This window comes from Methylobacterium sp. WL1 (assembly GCF_008000895.1).
Classification (GTDB): domain Bacteria; phylum Pseudomonadota; class Alphaproteobacteria; order Rhizobiales; family Beijerinckiaceae; genus Methylobacterium.
Genome location: NZ_CP042823.1, coordinates 3,519,844 through 3,535,651 on the forward strand (window position 1 = coordinate 3,519,844; position 15,808 = coordinate 3,535,651).

Below are 15,808 nucleotides of genomic sequence, written 5' to 3' on the forward strand. Positions count from 1 at the left end.
GGAATACGCCATGAGCGGCTCAACACTCGGCCTTCGCGGGGGCACGGCGCCCCCATCAACCCGCAAGCCCGCCGCGACGGTCGATCCGCAGATCGACCGGATCGTCCGAACCCCGGAATTCAAGCAGCTCGTCACCGAGCGCACCCGGTTCGGCTGGATCCTGACGATCCTAATGCTGGTGGTCTATTTCGGCTTCATCGGCCTGATCGCCTTCGACAAGTCGCTGCTCGCCGTGAAGGTCGGCGGCGGCACCGCCTCGCTCGGGCTGTTCATGGGCGTGTTCGTGATCCTGTTCGCCTTCGCGCTCACCGGCATCTACGTGGCCCGGGCCAACACGCGCTTCGACGCGCTGAGCGACGCACTGAAGCGGAAGGTCGGCCGATGAACCGCATACTCCTCGGCCTCACGCTAGCCACGATCACGGCCTGCGCGGCCTATGCGGCCGGGCCCGACCTCGGCGCCGTCTCGCAATCGGCCACGAACTGGCCGGCCATCGGCATGTTCCTGTTCTTCGTCCTGCTGACGCTGGGCATCACCTACAAGGCCGCCAAGGGCACCAAGTCGGCCGCCGACTTCTACGCCGCGGGCGGCGGCATCTCGGCCGGCACCAACGCCCTGGCGATCGCCGGCGACTACATGTCGGCCGCCTCGTTCCTGGGCATCTCGGGCCTGGTCTACACCTCGGGCTTCGACGGACTGATCTACTCCACCGGCTTCCTGGTCGGCTGGCCGATCGTGCTGTTCCTGATCGCCGAGCGCCTGCGTAACCTCGGCAAGTTCACCTTCGCCGACGTCGCGAGCTTCCGCCTGGACCAGACCGCGATCCGCATCATCTCGGCGGTGGGCACCCTGGTGGTGGTGGCCTTCTACCTGATCGCCCAGATGGTCGGCGCCGGGAAGCTGATCCAGCTGCTGTTCGGCCTGCCCTACCTCTACGCGGTGATCATCGTCGGCGTGCTGATGATCGTCTACGTCGCCTTCGGCGGCATGAAGGCCACCACCTGGGTCCAGGTGATCAAGGCCTGCCTGCTGCTCGGCGGCGCGACCTTCATGGCCGGCGCGGTGCTGCTGAAATACGGCTTCAACCCGGAGGCGCTGTTCGCCAGCTCGGTTCAGGTCCACCCGAAGGGCGACGCCATCATGGCGCCCGGCGGCCTGGTCTCGAACCCGATCGAGGCGATCTCGCTCGGCGTCGGGCTGATGTTCGGCACCGCCGGCCTGCCGCACATCCTGATGCGCTTCTTCACGGTCGCGGACGCGCAGGCCGCACGCAAGTCGGTGTTCTACGCCACCGGCCTGATCGGCTACTTCTACATCCTGACGTTCATCATCGGCTTCGGCGGCATCGCCCTGCTGATGTCGGACCCGAGCTACTTCAAGCTCGGCGCGGCGGGCACCTTCGACAAGCTGAAGGACATGATCGGCGGCACCAACATGGTCGCCGTCAACCTCGCCAACGCGGTGGGCGGCCCGTACTTCCTGGGCTTCATCTCGGCGGTGGCCTTCGCGACCATCCTGGCGGTGGTGGCGGGCCTGACGCTGGCTGGCGCCTCCGCGGTCAGCCACGACCTCTACGCCCAGGTGATCGCCCGCGGGCGCACCACCGAGAAGCACGAGGTCAACCTGTCGAAGCTCTCGGCCGTGGTGATCGGGATCGTGGCGATCTATCTCGGCTACGTGTTCGAGAACCAGAACGTCGCCTTCATGGTCGGGCTGGCCTTCGCGGTGGCGGCGAGCTGCAACTTCCCGGTGCTCGCCATGTCGATCCTGTGGCGCGGCACGACCACCTGGGGGGCGCTCGCGGGTGGCCTCGTCGGGCTGATCTCGGCGGTCGGGATGGTCGTGCTGTCCAAGGCGGTCTGGGTGGTGACGTTCGGGAACGCCGCATCGATCTTCCCCTACGACAACCCGGCCTTGTTCTCGATGCCGCTGGCCTTCTTCACGATCTGGGCCGTGTCGAGCCTCGACCGGTCCCGCAAGGCCCAGCGCGAGCGCGCCGCCTTCGAGGCGCAGTTCGTGCGCTCCGAGACCGGCATCGGAGCGGTGGGCGCGCACGCTCACTGAGCCGAGCCGACGCAGACGGATCGGAGGGCGCGGCGCGAGCCGCGCCCTTCGTCGTTCGAGCGCCCGGGCCGGCGCCGGAGCGGCGGATCGCACCCACCGCAAGCCGCCATGTTGATGACCGGCCCCACCGCCAGATTGCGGATTGACCAACAGGTTCCTTACAGTCACGCATACGTGATCTGCGCCCCGTGCAGGGCCCGCAGTCCGTAGATTCGCAGCCGACGCCATCGGCCGCACGTGTCGTCAGGGAGGAACCGGGTCATGGCTGGGGCAACTGCGATCCCACGGGCGGGGGACGCCGCGAGGCCGATGAGTTCGGCCGAGAAGCGGGTGATCTTCGCCTCCTCACTCGGCACCGTGTTCGAGTGGTATGATTTCTATCTCTACGGGTCGCTCGCCGCGATCATCGGCGCCCAGTTCTTCTCGGCCTACCCGCCGGCGACCCGGGACATCTTCGCGCTGCTGGCCTTCGCGGCCGGCTTCATCGTCCGGCCGTTCGGCGCGCTGGTGTTCGGGCGGATCGGCGATCTCGTCGGGCGCAAATACACCTTCCTGATCACGATCCTGATCATGGGCCTGTCGACCTTCATCGTCGGCATCCTGCCCAACGCCGCCACCATCGGGATCGCGGCGCCGATCATCCTGATCGTCCTGCGGCTGGCCCAGGGCCTCGCGCTCGGCGGCGAGTATGGCGGCGCGGCGACCTACGTGGCCGAGCACGCCCCCAATGGCCGGCGCGGCTTCTACACGAGCTGGATCCAGACCACGGCGACGCTGGGCCTGTTCCTGTCGCTGCTGGTGATCCTGGCGACCCGGAGCCTCACCGGCGAGGCGGCCTTTGCCGAGTGGGGCTGGCGCATCCCGTTCCTGGTCTCGGTCCTGCTGCTCGGCATCTCGGTCTGGATCCGGCTGCAGCTGTCCGAATCGCCGGCCTTCCAGAAGATGAAGGAGGACGGGAAGACCTCGAAGGCGCCGCTCACCGAGGCGTTCGGCCAGTGGAAGAACGCCAAGTTCGCGATCATCGCCCTGTTCGGCCTCGTCGCCGGCCAGGGGGTGGTCTGGTACACGGGCCAGTTCTACGCGCTGTTCTTCCTGCAATCGATCCTGAAGGTCGACGGCTACACGGCGAACCTGCTGATCGCGTGGTCGCTGCTGCTCGGCACCGGCTTCTTCGTGGTGTTCGGCTGGCTGTCGGACAAGATCGGCCGCAAGGTGATCATCCTGGCGGGCTGCGCGATCGCGGCGGCGACGTTCTTCCCGATCTTCAAGGGCATCACCGCCACCGCCAACCCGAAGCTCGAAGCCGCGATCGAGAACGTGAAGGTCACCGTCTCGGCCGACCCGGCCGCCTGCGGGACCTTGTTCAATCCGGTCGGCACCCGGGTGTTCACGGCGCCCTGTGACCTCGCCCGGGACTTCCTGTCGAAGGCCTCGGTGAAATACGCCACCGCGCCCGGCGCCCCCGGCCAGCCCGCGACGATTCGGGTGAACGACACCGAGATCGCCTATCCGCAGGGCGGCGCGCCGGAGGCCAACAAGGCCGTGACCGCTGCGCTCCAGGCGGCCGGCTACCCGAAGGCCGGCGACGCCGACATCGTCAAGATGGCGAACCCGTTCGACATCTTCCGGCCCCAGGTGGCGCAGGTGATCGGCCTGCTGTTCATCCTCGTGGTGTTCGTGACGATGGTCTACGGCCCGATCGCCGCCATGCTGGTGGAGCTGTTCCCGACCCGGATCCGCTACACCTCGATGTCCCTGCCCTACCATATCGGCAACGGCTGGTTCGGCGGCCTGCTGCCGGCCACCGCCTTCGCCATGGTGGCCCAGACCGGGGACATCTATTACGGCCTCTGGTACCCGATCGTCATCGCGGTCGCGACGGTCGTCATCGGGCTGATCTTCGTGCCCGAGACCAAGGATCGCGACATCTTCGCCGATACCTGATCCGACCCACGACCCTCCTCAGGTGACGACACCCGGGCCGCCGACGCGGTCCGGGTGTTTTCGTTTCCAGGGTCGCGGTGGGACCTGCGCGGGCGGGCTCGGGGGCTGCTGCCTCCGGTGCGCTTCGTCACGCATCCGCTCCGACAACTTCGGTACTGGCTGATCGGCAGCCTATTGAGGATCCCGCCTCATGAAGAAGGGACGGGCAGCCTCAAGATTGGCATTGCCGCGAATTCGGCCACGAAAAGGCTATTATTATTTTGCACCCAATGGTACGGGCAGCTCCGAAGTCGGCCGACACAAACACACAGGTTGTATGCTGACAACCGCTTGTTGCCGATCAAGAATCAGTCTTGGTGGAACCAAAAGCGGTTCTCTTCCGTCTTCGATACGCTTTGAGACACAAGAGGGAACGGATCGTGGACGAGGCTGTGACGCACTTACATCGCAGGGCCGGACGCAGGCCGCCGCTCGTCGCAGTTATCGGTGCCAACACAACCATGATTGCCGTCTGGGCGCTTATCTACAACCTCGCCGGCGGTCCGGTCTGGCTATGGTAGCGGCGATTGGCGATTGCGTTTACCATCGAAATACCCGCTGCAATAGGCGCCGAACAGGTATCCGGACTGGTGCGCGGTGAGATAGCCGAGGATGATCAGCACGTGGAGCAGGTCGAGACCGGGGCCGAACGCGAACAGAAGCACGGCGCCGACCAGGATCAGAAACGACGTCGCGATCATGACCAGCATGGTATAAGCCCAGCCGATCAGCAATCCGATCACGAACAGAACTGCAGCGAGTAACATCGCGTCACCTGGCCCAAGGTTGTTCAGCGCACGACACTGAAACAACATCCCCGAAATGGGGGCTCCGAAGCCCAATGCCACGGGCACCGCACACGCGATCCATGAAGAGAGCGCGTAGTCCGACGACAAAGTTCCGTCGAGCGGCAAATTTTTCATGACGCCCGGGCGCCAAAATATCAAGCCCCGGACAGATCCGACGCAAATCGTGTCAAATGCCGCGTATTCGGCTATCTATTATTCTGTTCTGTAAAATCGATTCTGCTAGACCGGCTTGTCGCTGGTCGAGGCTGCGCCAATAGATCGGTCAGCAAGCTACCGGCGGGCGCATCCGCCGCGTCTCAAGCCTTCGCAGCGGCGCACGTTTCTCCGCAAAGCGTTAACGCCGGACCGCCCCCGGAGCGGCGGCGGCGAACCTCCGCTCCGTCGTTTGCGCGAACGTCGCGATCTCTGCCGGATCGGGGCCGTCAGTGACGGAAGTGACGGTGGCCGGTGAACACCATGGCCAAGCCCGCCTCGTCGGCGGCCGCGATCACCTCGGCGTCGCGCATGGAGCCGCCCGGCTGGATCACCGCCGTCGCCCCCGCCTCGGCCGCGGCCAGCAGGCCGTCGGCGAACGGGAAAAAGGCGTCCGAGGCCACGACGGATCCCACCGCCAGGCTGTCGGCGAGCCCCAGGCGCTTGGCACCCTCGGCGGCCTTCCAGGCGGCGATGCGCGAGGAATCGACCCGGGACATCTGGCCCGCCCCGATTCCTACCGTAGCGCCGCCCTTGGCGTACACGATGGCGTTCGACTTCACGTGCTTGGCGACCCGGTAGGCGAAGCGGAGGTCGGCCAATTCGGCCTCGCTCGGCGCGCGCTTGGTCACGACCGTGAGCGGCATGTCGTCGACCACGACTGCGTCCCGGCCTTGGACCAGCAGCCCGCCGGACAAGGTGCGCACGGTCTCGCCCGGTGCCCGCGGGTCGGGCAGGCTGCCGGCCAGCAGGAGGCGCAGGTTCTTCTTGGCAGCCACGATCGCGGCGGCCTCCGGGGTCGCGTCCGGGGCGATGATCACCTCGGTGAAGATCTCGACGATCCGGCGGGCGGCCTCCGCGTCGAGCGTCCGGTTCAGCGCGACGATGCCGCCGAAGGCCGAGGTCGGGTCGCAGCTCAGCGCCCGCTCGTAGGCTTCGAGCAGGCTCGCCCCCTCGGAGACGCCGCAGGGATTGGCGTGCTTGATGATCGCCACCGCGGCGGCGCGGGCCGGATCGAACTCGGCGACGCACTCGTAGGCGGCATCGGTGTCGTTGAAGTTGTTGTAGGACAGCTCCTTGCCCTGCAGCTGGCGCGCGGTCGCGACGCCGGCCCGGACCTTCCCGGGCGCCCGGTAGAAGGCGGCCGACTGGTGCGGGTTCTCGCCGTAGCGCAGGCCCTGCGCCAGCGCGCCCCCGAAGGCGCGGAACTGGCCGGGCGTCTCGGTGCCGAACTGGACCGCCATCCAGTTGGCGATGGCGGCGTCGTAGGCGGCGGTGCGGGCGAAGGCCTTCTGGGCCAGATGCCGGCGCAGTTCGGACCCGATGGCGCCGCCGGTCTGCTCCAGCGCCGCCAGCACCGCGGGGTAATCCGAGACGTCGGTGACGACCGCGACGTCGGCGTGGTTCTTGGCGGCCGCGCGAATCATCGCCGGGCCGCCGACGTCGATGTTCTCGATGCAGTCGGCCTCCGGCTTGTCGGCCGCGATAGTCGCCTCGAACGGGTAGAGGTTCACCACCAGCAGGTCGATGGCCCCGATGCCGTGGGCGGCGAGCGCGGCCTGGTGCTCGGGATTGTCGCGGATGGCGAGCAGGCCGCCATGCACCGCCGGGTGCAGGGTCTTCACCCGCCCGTCCATCATCTCGGGGAAGCCGGTCAGGTCGGCGACCTCGGTGACCGGCAGGCCGGCCTCCTGAAGGGCGCGATGGGTGCCGCCGGTCGAGACCAGCGCAATGCCGCGGGCATGCAGTGCCCGGGCGAAATCGACGAGGCCGGCCTTGTCCGAGACCGAGAGGAGCGCGCGGGAGACCCGCACCTGATCGTGCGCCATAGCTGCTTGCCGAACCTTGTGATTTCGGCGCGCGGTAGCATGGAACCGGTGCGGGGGGCCAGCCGCCAGAGTCAGGGCGCGATGGCGCCCCGCATCGGCGCCGAAGCCAGGCGCTCGAAGCTCCAGCGCACCTCGACGTCGTCGGAGACGCGCAGATACAGAACGATCTGGTCGGTACGGCGCGGCCCGGTCAGGCCGGAAAAGTACACGCTCTCCTCGATCGCGATCTCCGCGGCCGACGCCCGGAACACCCAGACCTCGCCCAGCGCGGAGGCCAGTTCGAGCCCATCCGGCACCCCGCGCACGGCGATGCCGGGATGCAGGTGGAAGCGGATCGCCACGTCGTGGCCGCGCACCCGGGCCTTGCCCTGGCGCAGGAACGCGTCCCGGCCTTCGAGCCGGGTATTCGTGGGGAACAGCTGCCAGCGCCGCTCGTGCACGATGCCGAAATCCGGGGCGTAGCCGTCGTGCCGGGCGGCGAGCATCACGCTGTCGGCCTCCTCGACCCGCTCGGACGCGACGGCGGCGGGACCGCGCAGGACCACGGCGCCGCGCCGGCGAATCAGCCACGCGGCCGCCAGGCGCTCGCCCCACCACCCGGTCGCGGTGAGGAATCGGCACGAGGACGCGTCGGCGACGCTGGCGGTGGAATGGGCCGGCGTGGAGCGGGCCAGCAGGCGCAGGTCCGGCCCGCTGGCGGGCAGGCCGCAATTGACCACGATGCGCTGCGGCCCGCTCGACATCTCGAAGGCGAGGCAGCCCGCTCCGGCGTTGAGCGAGTAGGGCAGCGGCGGGCTCTTGCCGACATCGGCGACCACGATGACCCGGCCGCCCTCCAGGCGCTCGTAGCCGGAATTCGGCGCGTGCATCATCGGCCGGGCGAGCGCGCCGTCGTAGACCAGGAGCGTCGCGAGATGGTCGGCATCGGTGGCGCCCATGCCGTTGAAGTGGCTGAGCGAGGCGTCCGGGTGGCGCAGGAGCCGCAGCAGCGGCAGCATCCGGTCCACCGCCCGCAGCAGCGCGGCCGGCGGCTCGACGCTGCGGCTGAGATAGCTCTGGCGCAGGGGCAGAAGATCGAGGAGCAGCTCCATGGCGTAGCGCGGGTCGCGGGAGCGGTGGCCGCCGTCGGTCAGGATCTGCCGGTCGAGCTCCCGCGACAGGATGCGGGTCGCCCGGCGCAGGATCGGCTGGATGCCGTCGCAGCACAGGCCGGCGTAGCAGAGCGCCACGGCGGCGCTCAGGCGCCATTGCGGCGGCACGCCCCGCCGCAGGTCGCGCTCGAGCTGTTGGGCGTTGCGCGCGATGGCCTTGAGGAAGTTCTGGTAGAAGGTGTGGTCGGCGCCCTCGAGAACGAGGGGCGACTGGCACAGGAACGAGATCAGCCGCCGCGCCGCCACCGGGGTGTGGCGGGCCAACGCGGCATCGCCCCGGCCGGCGATGAAATCGGCCACGAAGGCGCGGGCATTGGCCCGGGCGAGCGCGGTGTCGGCCGCCCGGAGGTGGCGCAGCCAGCCGAAGCCGTAGAGCTCATCGGCCCATTCCGGCGAAGGCGCCGCGTAGTCGAAGGGCGAGCCGCCGCTCGCCGCCAGCGAGCGTCCGGCGAAGACGAACAGGCCGGAATAGATGTCGTCCGCGAAGGTCGCGTCGGAGGTGCGCAGGTCCTGCGGGGCGATCACCAGCCCGGTTACGCGCATCCGCGTCAGGATGTCGGGCGAGGCGGTCAGGCTGGCGCCGACGGCACGGAGGGTCCGCGCGGCCTCGCGCCCCACGAGCCGATAAAAGCGCCAGCGGTCAGGCCCCCAAGCCACGCAATATCCCAGCCACGCGATCTCCGAGCCACGCGATCTCGCCAGGCCCCAAGGGCCCGAGCCCCCGGGTACGAGGATCGGCTGGCACCCGTTTCGTTTCAGGGTAGAGGCGGCCTCTTAACCGGCGGTTTACGCTGTGTCATTCCCGGGGCGGGAAAGATTGCGGGCTTGCGCACGCCCCGGTTGAAGCACCGGGGCGGATCGGGGTGCGCAAGCCGCGGCTCGGGCGGCTCAGCCCGGGGCAAGAGCCGCGTCTCGGGCGGCTCAGCCCGGGGCCAGGGCCGCGTCGAACGCCCGCAGGTTCGAGCGCATCATGTCCAGGTAGGTCGCCGCCGGCCCGTCCGAACCAGACAGGGCGTCCGAATAGACCTTGCCGCCGATCCGGGCGCCGCCCTCCCGCGCGATCAGCTCCATCTGGCGCGGATCGCTGATGTTCTCGAGGAACACCGCCGGCACCTTGTCCCGGCGGATCTGCCGGATGATCGTCGCGACGTCCCGGGGGCTCGCCTCGCTGTCGGTGGACACGCCCTGGGGCGCGATGAAGCGCAGCCCGTAGGCGTCGGCGAAGTAGCCGAACGCATCGTGGGTGGTGATGATCCGGCGGTTTGCCGGGGGGATCTTCTCCACGGCCTGTCGCACCGCCGTGTCGAGACGATCGAGCTCCGCCGTGTAGGCCTCAGCAGCCGACCGGTAGGCGTCGGCATGGGCCGGATCGACCTTCGCCAGGCCGTCGCGGATGTTGGCGACGTAGATCCGCACGTTGGCCACGCTCTGCCAGGCATGCGGATCGACCGCGTGGGCGCCGTGGTCGTGCCCGTCCTCCGCATGCGCGTGATCGTCTACGGCCGCGATGGTCTTCACCCCTGCGGAGACGACGACGACCGGGGCGCGGGTGCCGGAGGCCCGGATCAGCCTGTCGAGCCAGCCCTCCAGACCGAGGCCGTTGACGAACACGATGTCGGCTCCTGCGAGCTTCTTGGCGTCGGCCGGAGACGGGCTGAAGCCGTGCGCGTCGGAATCCGGGCCGACCAGGGTGGTCACCGCCACGTGAGGCCCGCCGACCGCGCGCACGAGGTCGCCCAGGATCGAGAAGCTCGCCACCGCGCGGACCTTCTCGCCGTCCGGGGCCGCCCGGGCCGGGGTAGACACGCCGAGCCACAGGGCGAGGCCCGCGAGCCACGCCAACCGAACCGTCCCGCGCACCTGTCGTCCTCCCAATCCACCGGAGCCAGCGAGCCTGTAGTGTAACAATGTTACATACACAAGCGGGATACACGGGGGCCCCCTGATGCGGATCGTGGGCCGCCGCCGGGTCATCGCCGCGGCAGCCGAGCGTAAGATGGAGCATGCTATGTCTGGACGTTTGAGTGCCGCCCTTCTCGTCACCGGTGTTCTCGGCCTAGGCCTCGTCGGCGCCGCCGCAGCGCATGACCGCAGTGCCGACGGCGCGCGGGGCCACGGGCGTTGGAGCGCCCTGACCCCTGAGGATCGGGCCGCCTTCGCGGATGCCCGGATCGCCGGCCTGCATGCCGGGCTGAAGCTCAATCCCGACCAAGAGAAGCTGTGGCCGCCGGTGGAGGCCGCCCTGCGCGACATGGTGAAATTGCGCCAGGATCGGCGCGCGGCAATGCGCGATCGCCCGAAGATCGCCGACGACGCGCCGGCCGCCCTGCGGGCGATGGCAGACGCGACGACCGCCCGGGGCGAGGCCCTGCGCAAGCTCGCCGATGCCTCGCAGCCGCTCTACGCGAGCCTCGACGAAGGCCAGAAGCGGCGCGCGATGATCCTCGCCCGCCCGATGGGCGGCCATCGCCACGGCGGCTGGCATCACCACCGCGACGGCGAGCGCGGCCCTGGCGGCGACGACCGCTGACGGCACGGCGCCCGATCAAAAACCTAAAAAAGCTAAAAATCCAGAAGAACCAAAAAACTTGATCCGCGGCGGCAGCGGCTGCAAACCGCTGCCGCCGCGGGTCTTGCCAAAGGAGCCCGGTGAAAGGCCCGAACCGGTAAGCTCCATGGCGCGCCTGCCCGGCGACACCGTCCCCCTCCTCGCCCGGCTGTGGCGCACTTGGCTCTATCCCCACCGCGGGACGCTCGCCGTCGTGCTGGTGCTGATCGCGCTGGTGGGCGGCTCGACCGGGCTGTACCCGGCCCTGATCAAGGCCGCCTTCGACGCCTTCGACCGCAAGGACGCGGCGGCGATCGCCTACGGGCCGCTCGTCGTGATCGTGGTCACGGCGCTGCGCGGGTTCTCCCTGTTCGGCCAGACGGTGCTGACCAACCGGGTCGTGACCCGGGTCGAGGCCGACATGCAGGCGGCGCTCTATGGCCACCTGATCGACTCCGACCTCGCCCAGCTCGGCCGCGAGAGCCCAGCTGCGCTGACCCAGCGCTTCACCACCGATTTCGCCTTCATCAAGGAGGCGCTGACCCGCATCTCCACGGTCCTGCTGCGCGACATCGCGATGCTGATCGGCCTCGTGGCGGCGCTGGTCTGGATGGACCCGGTGCTGACGCTCGTCGCCGGCCTCACGGTGCCGTTCGTGGCCGGCCCGATCGGTCGGATCGGCAAGAAGCTCCGGCGGGTCTCGACCACCACCCAGGAGCAGATGGGCGCCACCGCCAGCCTGATCTCCGAGAGCCTGCAGGGCGCCCGGGTCGCCAAGACCTACGCCATGGAGGGCTACCTCAAGGGCCGGGCCGCGCAGGCGCTGGACGAGGTGCGCCGCCTCAAGATGAAGGCCGCCAACGCCCGCGGGCGCCTCGACCCGCTGCTGGAGGTGGGCGGCGGCATCGCGGTGGCGGGGGTTCTGGTGCTGGTCGGGCAGCGGGTGCTGTCCGGCGAGCGGACGGTCGGCGATTTCACCGGTTACGTGGCGGCGCTCCTGCTCGCCGCCCAGCCGGCCCGGGCACTGGGCAACCTCAACGCCATCCTGCAGGAGGCGGCGGCGGCGTTGCGGCGCTATTTCGACGTGATGGACGAGGCACCCCAGATCCGCGAGGCGTCGGATGCGGCGCCGCTCGTCGTCACTGCGGGGGAGATCCGGTTCGCGGGCGTGCAGTTCCGCTACCGCCCGGACGCCCCGGCGCTGGAGGGGATCGACCTCACGGTCCCCGCCGGCGCCGCCACCGCGCTGGTCGGGCGCTCGGGCTCCGGTAAGTCCTCGCTGCTCAACCTCGTGCCGCGGCTCTACGACGTCACCGCCGGCCGGGTGACCATCGACGGGCAGGACGTGCGCGCCGTGACGCTCGCTTCCCTGCGGGCCGCCGTGGCGGTGGTCTCGCAGGAGGTCGTGCTGTTCGACGACACGATCGCGGTCAATATCGGCTTCGGCCGCCCCGGGGCGAGCCGGTCCGAGATCGAGGCGGCCGCCCGCGCCGCGGCCGCCCACGACTTCGTGACCGCCCTGCCGGAGGGCTACGATTTCCGGGTCGGGCCGGCCGGCAACCGCCTCTCTGGCGGCGAGCGGCAGCGAATCGCCCTGGCCCGGGCCTTCCTGAAGGATGCGCCGATCCTGCTCCTCGACGAGGCGACCTCCGCGCTCGATTCGGAATCGGAGCGCCTCGTCCAGGCGGCGCTGACGCGTCTCATGCGCGGCCGCACCACCCTGGTCATCGCCCACCGCCTCTCGACGGTGCGGGAGGCCGACCGCATCGCCGTGATGGAGGCCGGCCGGGTGATCGAGACAGGGCGGCACGACGACCTGATCGCGGCCGGCGGCGCCTATGCCCGCCTGCACCGGATGCAGCTGTCGGATCCGACGCCGACCGCGTGAGGCCACGCCCGCACAAGTAGGCGGCACGACACATGCGCCGCATGAGCCATGCGCACGCTCCGTAGATTCATCCGCGGGAGCGCGGCATAAGGGCTTGTGTCTATGAGGACCCTACCGTGAGCGACCTGACGTTCGAGACCCAAGCCCATCCCGCCCGCCGGACCGACGCCGAGCGGGCCGCGCTGATGACGAATCCGGGCTTCGGCAAGGTGTTCACCGACCACATGGTGGTGGCCCGGTACTCGGCCGGCCGCGGCTGGTACGACGCGCGGATCCAGGCGCGCGAGGCGATCCCGCTCGATCCCGCCGCCGCGGTGCTGCATTACGCGCAGGAGATCTTCGAAGGTCTCAAGGCCTACCGCACCGCCGATGGCGGCGCGGCCCTGTTCCGCCCCGATGCCAACGCCCGCCGCTTCCGACTCTCGGCCGAGCGCATGGCGATGGCGCCGTTCCCCGAGGACGCGTTCGTCGAGGCCATGCGCAAGCTGGTCGAGATCGACCGCGCCTGGATCCCCGACACGCCCGACGGCAGCCTCTATCTGCGGCCGTTCATGATCGCCAACGAGGCGTTCCTGGGCGTCAAGCCGGCCTCGGAATACCTGTTCATCACCATCGCCTCGGCGGTGGGCTCGTACTTCAAGGATCCGACCGGCACGGTTACGGTCTGGGTCTCCGAGCACTTCACCCGGGCGGCGCCGGGCGGCACCGGCGCCGCCAAGTGCGGCGGCAATTACGCCGCCAGCCTCGCCGCGCAGGCGGAGGCCACGCGCCAGGGCTGCGAGCAGGTGGTGTTCCTCGACGCGGCCGAGCGCCGCTACATCGAGGAGCTCGGTGGGATGAACGTGTTCTTCGTCTTCGCGGACGGCACGCTGCAAACCCCGCCGCTCTCCGACAGCATCCTGCCCGGCATCACCCGCGATTCGGTGATCACCCTGGCCCGGGAAGCCGGCCTCACCGTGAAGGAGGAGCCCTACACGATCGACGCCTGGCGCACCGACGTCCGCGCCGGCCGGCTCACCGAGGCCTTCGCCTGCGGCACCGCCGCGGTGATCACACCGATCGGCACCGTGAAGGGCCGCGAGGACAACTTCACCATCGGCGACGCGGTGGCGGGCCCGGTTGCGCGCCGGCTGCGCGGCATGCTGGTCGATATCCAGCGCGGCACCACCGAGGACTCGCACGGCTGGTTCCAGAAGGTCTTCTAGGGTGTTGGCGTGGCGGAGAGCGGGGGCTGTATGCCCGGTTCGTGCCCTCCGCCGCGCATCCCCCTCCCCCTCTGCGGCGGGGGTCGGGAGGGGAGCGCCGCGTCCGGAAAGAGTGCGCCAGAGGTGAAGTCCTGAACCGTCGCCCCGCCCCTCTCCCGACCCCTGCCAAGGCAGGGGCCGCCCTGACCCGCAGAAGGGAAAGGGAGACGCGCGGATGACGGAAGCGGCAGCCAGCTCACCGGAAACAGCTGCCGGCCCCTGGAATCCAGGCGTCCAGTCCGACCTGCCAGCCGCCTTCACGCCGCTGATCACCGTCTACCGGCCCGAGCACGTCGAGACGCCCCTGCGCGACGCGCTGGAGATGAGCGACCTGTGCGGGCTGCCGGCCCGCCAGCTCACCCGGATCAAGCCATGGCGCTTGGTCGTCCACGAGGTGCTGATCCGGGTCATGTCCGACCTGTCGGTGCCGGTGGGCGAAGTCTACGCCGATCTGGGCGTGAATTTCCGGTCGATCGTGTCGGCAATCCTGCGCGAAGGCGTCGAGCCCCGGCTCGGCGAGGTCGAGGCGGCGCTGGCGGCGCTGCGTGCCGAGGCCGACGCGGTGCTCCGGCGCGAGATCGCCGCGATCCTCGACGACCCGCCGGCCCCGGCCGCGCCGGAGCCCGGATGGCTCGACCGGCTGCTCGGACGCCGCCCGCCGCCGCCGAGGACACCGCCCCGCCAGGATCCGGCCACCCGGGCGCTCAACCATCTCGAAGCCTGGCAAAGCCGGGCGATGCTGGCCGGAGACGGACTGGAGATCGCCGCCTGCGAGGCCCTGCGCAGCGTCGTCTCCGGCATCCTGGCCCGGCAGAACACGCTGATCCGCGATCCCGCCCTGCTGCGCGGCATCGCCGGGACCCTGGTCTCGAACGGCTACGGCAGCCGCCGCATCGGCGAGCTGATCGAGCCCTGGATCGCCGCCGTCGTCGAGGCCCGCGGCTACCGGCGGCTCGCTCCGCAGGCCCACCCGGTGGTGATGAACGTCAAGGGCGCCTCGGCTTCGGGCAAGAGCACGATCCGACCCTACCAGCTCGGGCTGGCGCGCCGCCTCGGGATGGCGTGGTCCGACTTCGCGGTGATCACGCCGGACGTCTGGCGCAAGTTCCTGCTCGACTACGACAGCCTCGGACCGGCAACCCGGTATGCCGGCACGCTCACCGGCTACGAGGTCGAGATGATCGACATGAAGCTCGACCGCTACGTCACCCGCAAGGCGGCCGAGCGGCGGATCTCGAACCTGCTGATCGACCGCTTCCGGTTCGACAGCTTCCAGGCCGAGGCCGGCTCGGATGGCGGCGGCCAGCTGCTCACCCGATTCGGCGAGCGGGTCTACATGCAATTCATGGTCACGCCGCCGGCCGACACGGTGGAGCGCGCCTACAAACGCGGCGAGCAGTTCGGCCGGTTCAAGGCGGTCGAGGACCTGCTGGCCCACAACGTCGAGGCTTATACCGGCATGCCGCGCCTGTTCTTCAACTGGGCGCTCGCCCGGGACAAGCAGGTCGTCTGCGAGTTTCTGGACAACAGCGTGCCGCAGGGCGAGCGCCCCCGCACCATCGCGTTCGGGGCCGGTGGCGTCCTGAACATCCTCGACGTGAAGGGGCTGATCGACGTCGAGCGCTTCCGCAAGGTCGATATCTTCGCGCGCGCCCCGGACGCGGTGTTTCGCGGGGTGGATCTGGCAGCCGGCGCCAACACGCGCTTCCTGCGCGACTGCCTGCGCAGGATGGACGCGGTCCGGTTCGCCCGCGCCGAGACCGGTCGCGTGTTCCTGCGCCTCGACCGCGGCCGGGTCACCGGCCTGGATCGCCAGGCCCTTGCGGACGCCGACGGCGATCCCGACTGGGACGCGGCCCGGGCGGTGATCGGGATCCCCGAGGATCAATCTGGGATTCCGGAACTGGACGAGACGCTGGTCCCGGCGGACGAGCCGACGCTCGGCAGTTGGGGTCCCACGCCGGCCTGATGTCGATGGAACAATATTTCCGAGACTGACAGCGAGCCGAAGCCTTCACGGTCTGGTATATTGCATGCCTGGGCCGAATATGCATGATTGAGCCGGCACGAGACAGACGCGCCGGCTCAAGGACGCGCCGC

Annotated in this window: 12 protein-coding genes; 7 read left to right on the forward strand and 5 right to left on the reverse strand. The window is 69.6% G+C overall.

Annotated features, from left to right (window positions below; genetic code table 11):
• The first annotated feature begins 10 nt into the window (after nt 1-10).
• The 3 genes from FVA80_RS17115 (at nt 11) to FVA80_RS17125 (ending at nt 4,008) form a co-directional block, all read left to right on the forward strand.
• The gene (locus FVA80_RS17115; RefSeq protein WP_147909857.1) at nt 11-385 is read left to right on the forward strand and encodes a DUF485 domain-containing protein; all 375 of its coding nucleotides are present in this window, start codon (nt 11-13) and stop codon (nt 383-385) included.
• The gene (locus FVA80_RS17120; RefSeq protein ID WP_147909856.1) at nt 382-2,064 is read left to right on the forward strand and encodes a cation acetate symporter; all 1,683 of its coding nucleotides are present in this window, start codon (nt 382-384) and stop codon (nt 2,062-2,064) included. Before FVA80_RS17115 ends, FVA80_RS17120 begins: the two co-directional genes overlap by 4 nt.
• Before the next feature lie 309 nt (nt 2,065-2,373).
• On the forward strand, nt 2,374-4,008 hold the full coding sequence (locus tag FVA80_RS17125) for an MFS transporter (RefSeq protein WP_147909861.1): 1,635 nt from the start codon (nt 2,374-2,376) through the stop codon (nt 4,006-4,008).
• 551 nt (nt 4,009-4,559) lie between these two features.
• Here FVA80_RS17125 and FVA80_RS31320 read toward each other — a convergent pair.
• The 4 genes from FVA80_RS31320 to FVA80_RS17145 all read right to left on the reverse strand — a co-directional run bounded on the left by FVA80_RS31320 (nt 4,560) and on the right by FVA80_RS17145 (nt 9,888).
• Entirely contained in the window at nt 4,560-4,970 is a 411-nt protein-coding gene (locus FVA80_RS31320) for a hypothetical protein (RefSeq protein ID WP_246691994.1), read from the reverse strand.
• A gap of 308 nt (nt 4,971-5,278) precedes the next feature.
• A complete protein-coding gene (gene purH, locus FVA80_RS17135) occupies nt 5,279-6,877 on the reverse strand; it encodes a bifunctional phosphoribosylaminoimidazolecarboxamide formyltransferase/IMP cyclohydrolase (protein ID WP_147909855.1) in 1,599 nt (532 codons plus the stop codon).
• 71 nt (nt 6,878-6,948) lie between these two features.
• A complete protein-coding gene (locus FVA80_RS17140; protein ID WP_147909854.1) occupies nt 6,949-8,685 on the reverse strand; it encodes a heparinase II/III family protein in 1,737 nt (578 codons plus the stop codon).
• A gap of 264 nt (nt 8,686-8,949) precedes the next feature.
• Nucleotides 8,950-9,888 (reverse strand): metal ABC transporter substrate-binding protein, encoded by a 939-nt coding sequence (locus FVA80_RS17145; protein WP_147909853.1) that lies wholly within the window; start codon nt 9,886-9,888, stop codon nt 8,950-8,952.
• Nucleotides 9,889-10,036: 148 nt separating this feature from the next.
• Between FVA80_RS17145 and FVA80_RS17150 the strand changes: the two genes are divergently transcribed.
• The gene (locus FVA80_RS17150; RefSeq protein ID WP_147909852.1) at nt 10,037-10,558 is read left to right on the forward strand and encodes a Spy/CpxP family protein refolding chaperone; all 522 of its coding nucleotides are present in this window, start codon (nt 10,037-10,039) and stop codon (nt 10,556-10,558) included.
• A 15-nt stretch (nt 10,559-10,573) separates the two neighbouring features.
• On the opposite strand, the gene FVA80_RS31990 is transcribed toward FVA80_RS17150, so the two are convergent.
• A complete protein-coding gene (locus FVA80_RS31990) occupies nt 10,574-10,705 on the reverse strand; it encodes a hypothetical protein (protein WP_281408657.1) in 132 nt (43 codons plus the stop codon).
• On the opposite strand from FVA80_RS31990, the gene FVA80_RS17155 reads away from it, so the two are divergent.
• From FVA80_RS17155 to FVA80_RS17165, 3 genes are all read left to right on the forward strand, one after another.
• Complete coding sequence (locus FVA80_RS17155; RefSeq protein WP_147909851.1) at nt 10,704-12,464, forward strand: ABC transporter ATP-binding protein; 1,761 nt, start codon at nt 10,704-10,706, stop codon at nt 12,462-12,464. The genes FVA80_RS31990 and FVA80_RS17155 overlap by 2 nt on opposite strands.
• Before the next feature lie 116 nt (nt 12,465-12,580).
• Nucleotides 12,581-13,669, forward strand: coding sequence for a branched-chain amino acid aminotransferase (locus tag FVA80_RS17160; RefSeq protein ID WP_147909850.1), 1,089 nt, complete (start codon nt 12,581-12,583; stop codon nt 13,667-13,669).
• A gap of 214 nt (nt 13,670-13,883) precedes the next feature.
• Nucleotides 13,884-15,677, forward strand: coding sequence for a hypothetical protein (locus FVA80_RS17165; protein WP_147909849.1), 1,794 nt, complete (start codon nt 13,884-13,886; stop codon nt 15,675-15,677).
• Nucleotides 15,678-15,808 lie beyond the last annotated feature (131 nt).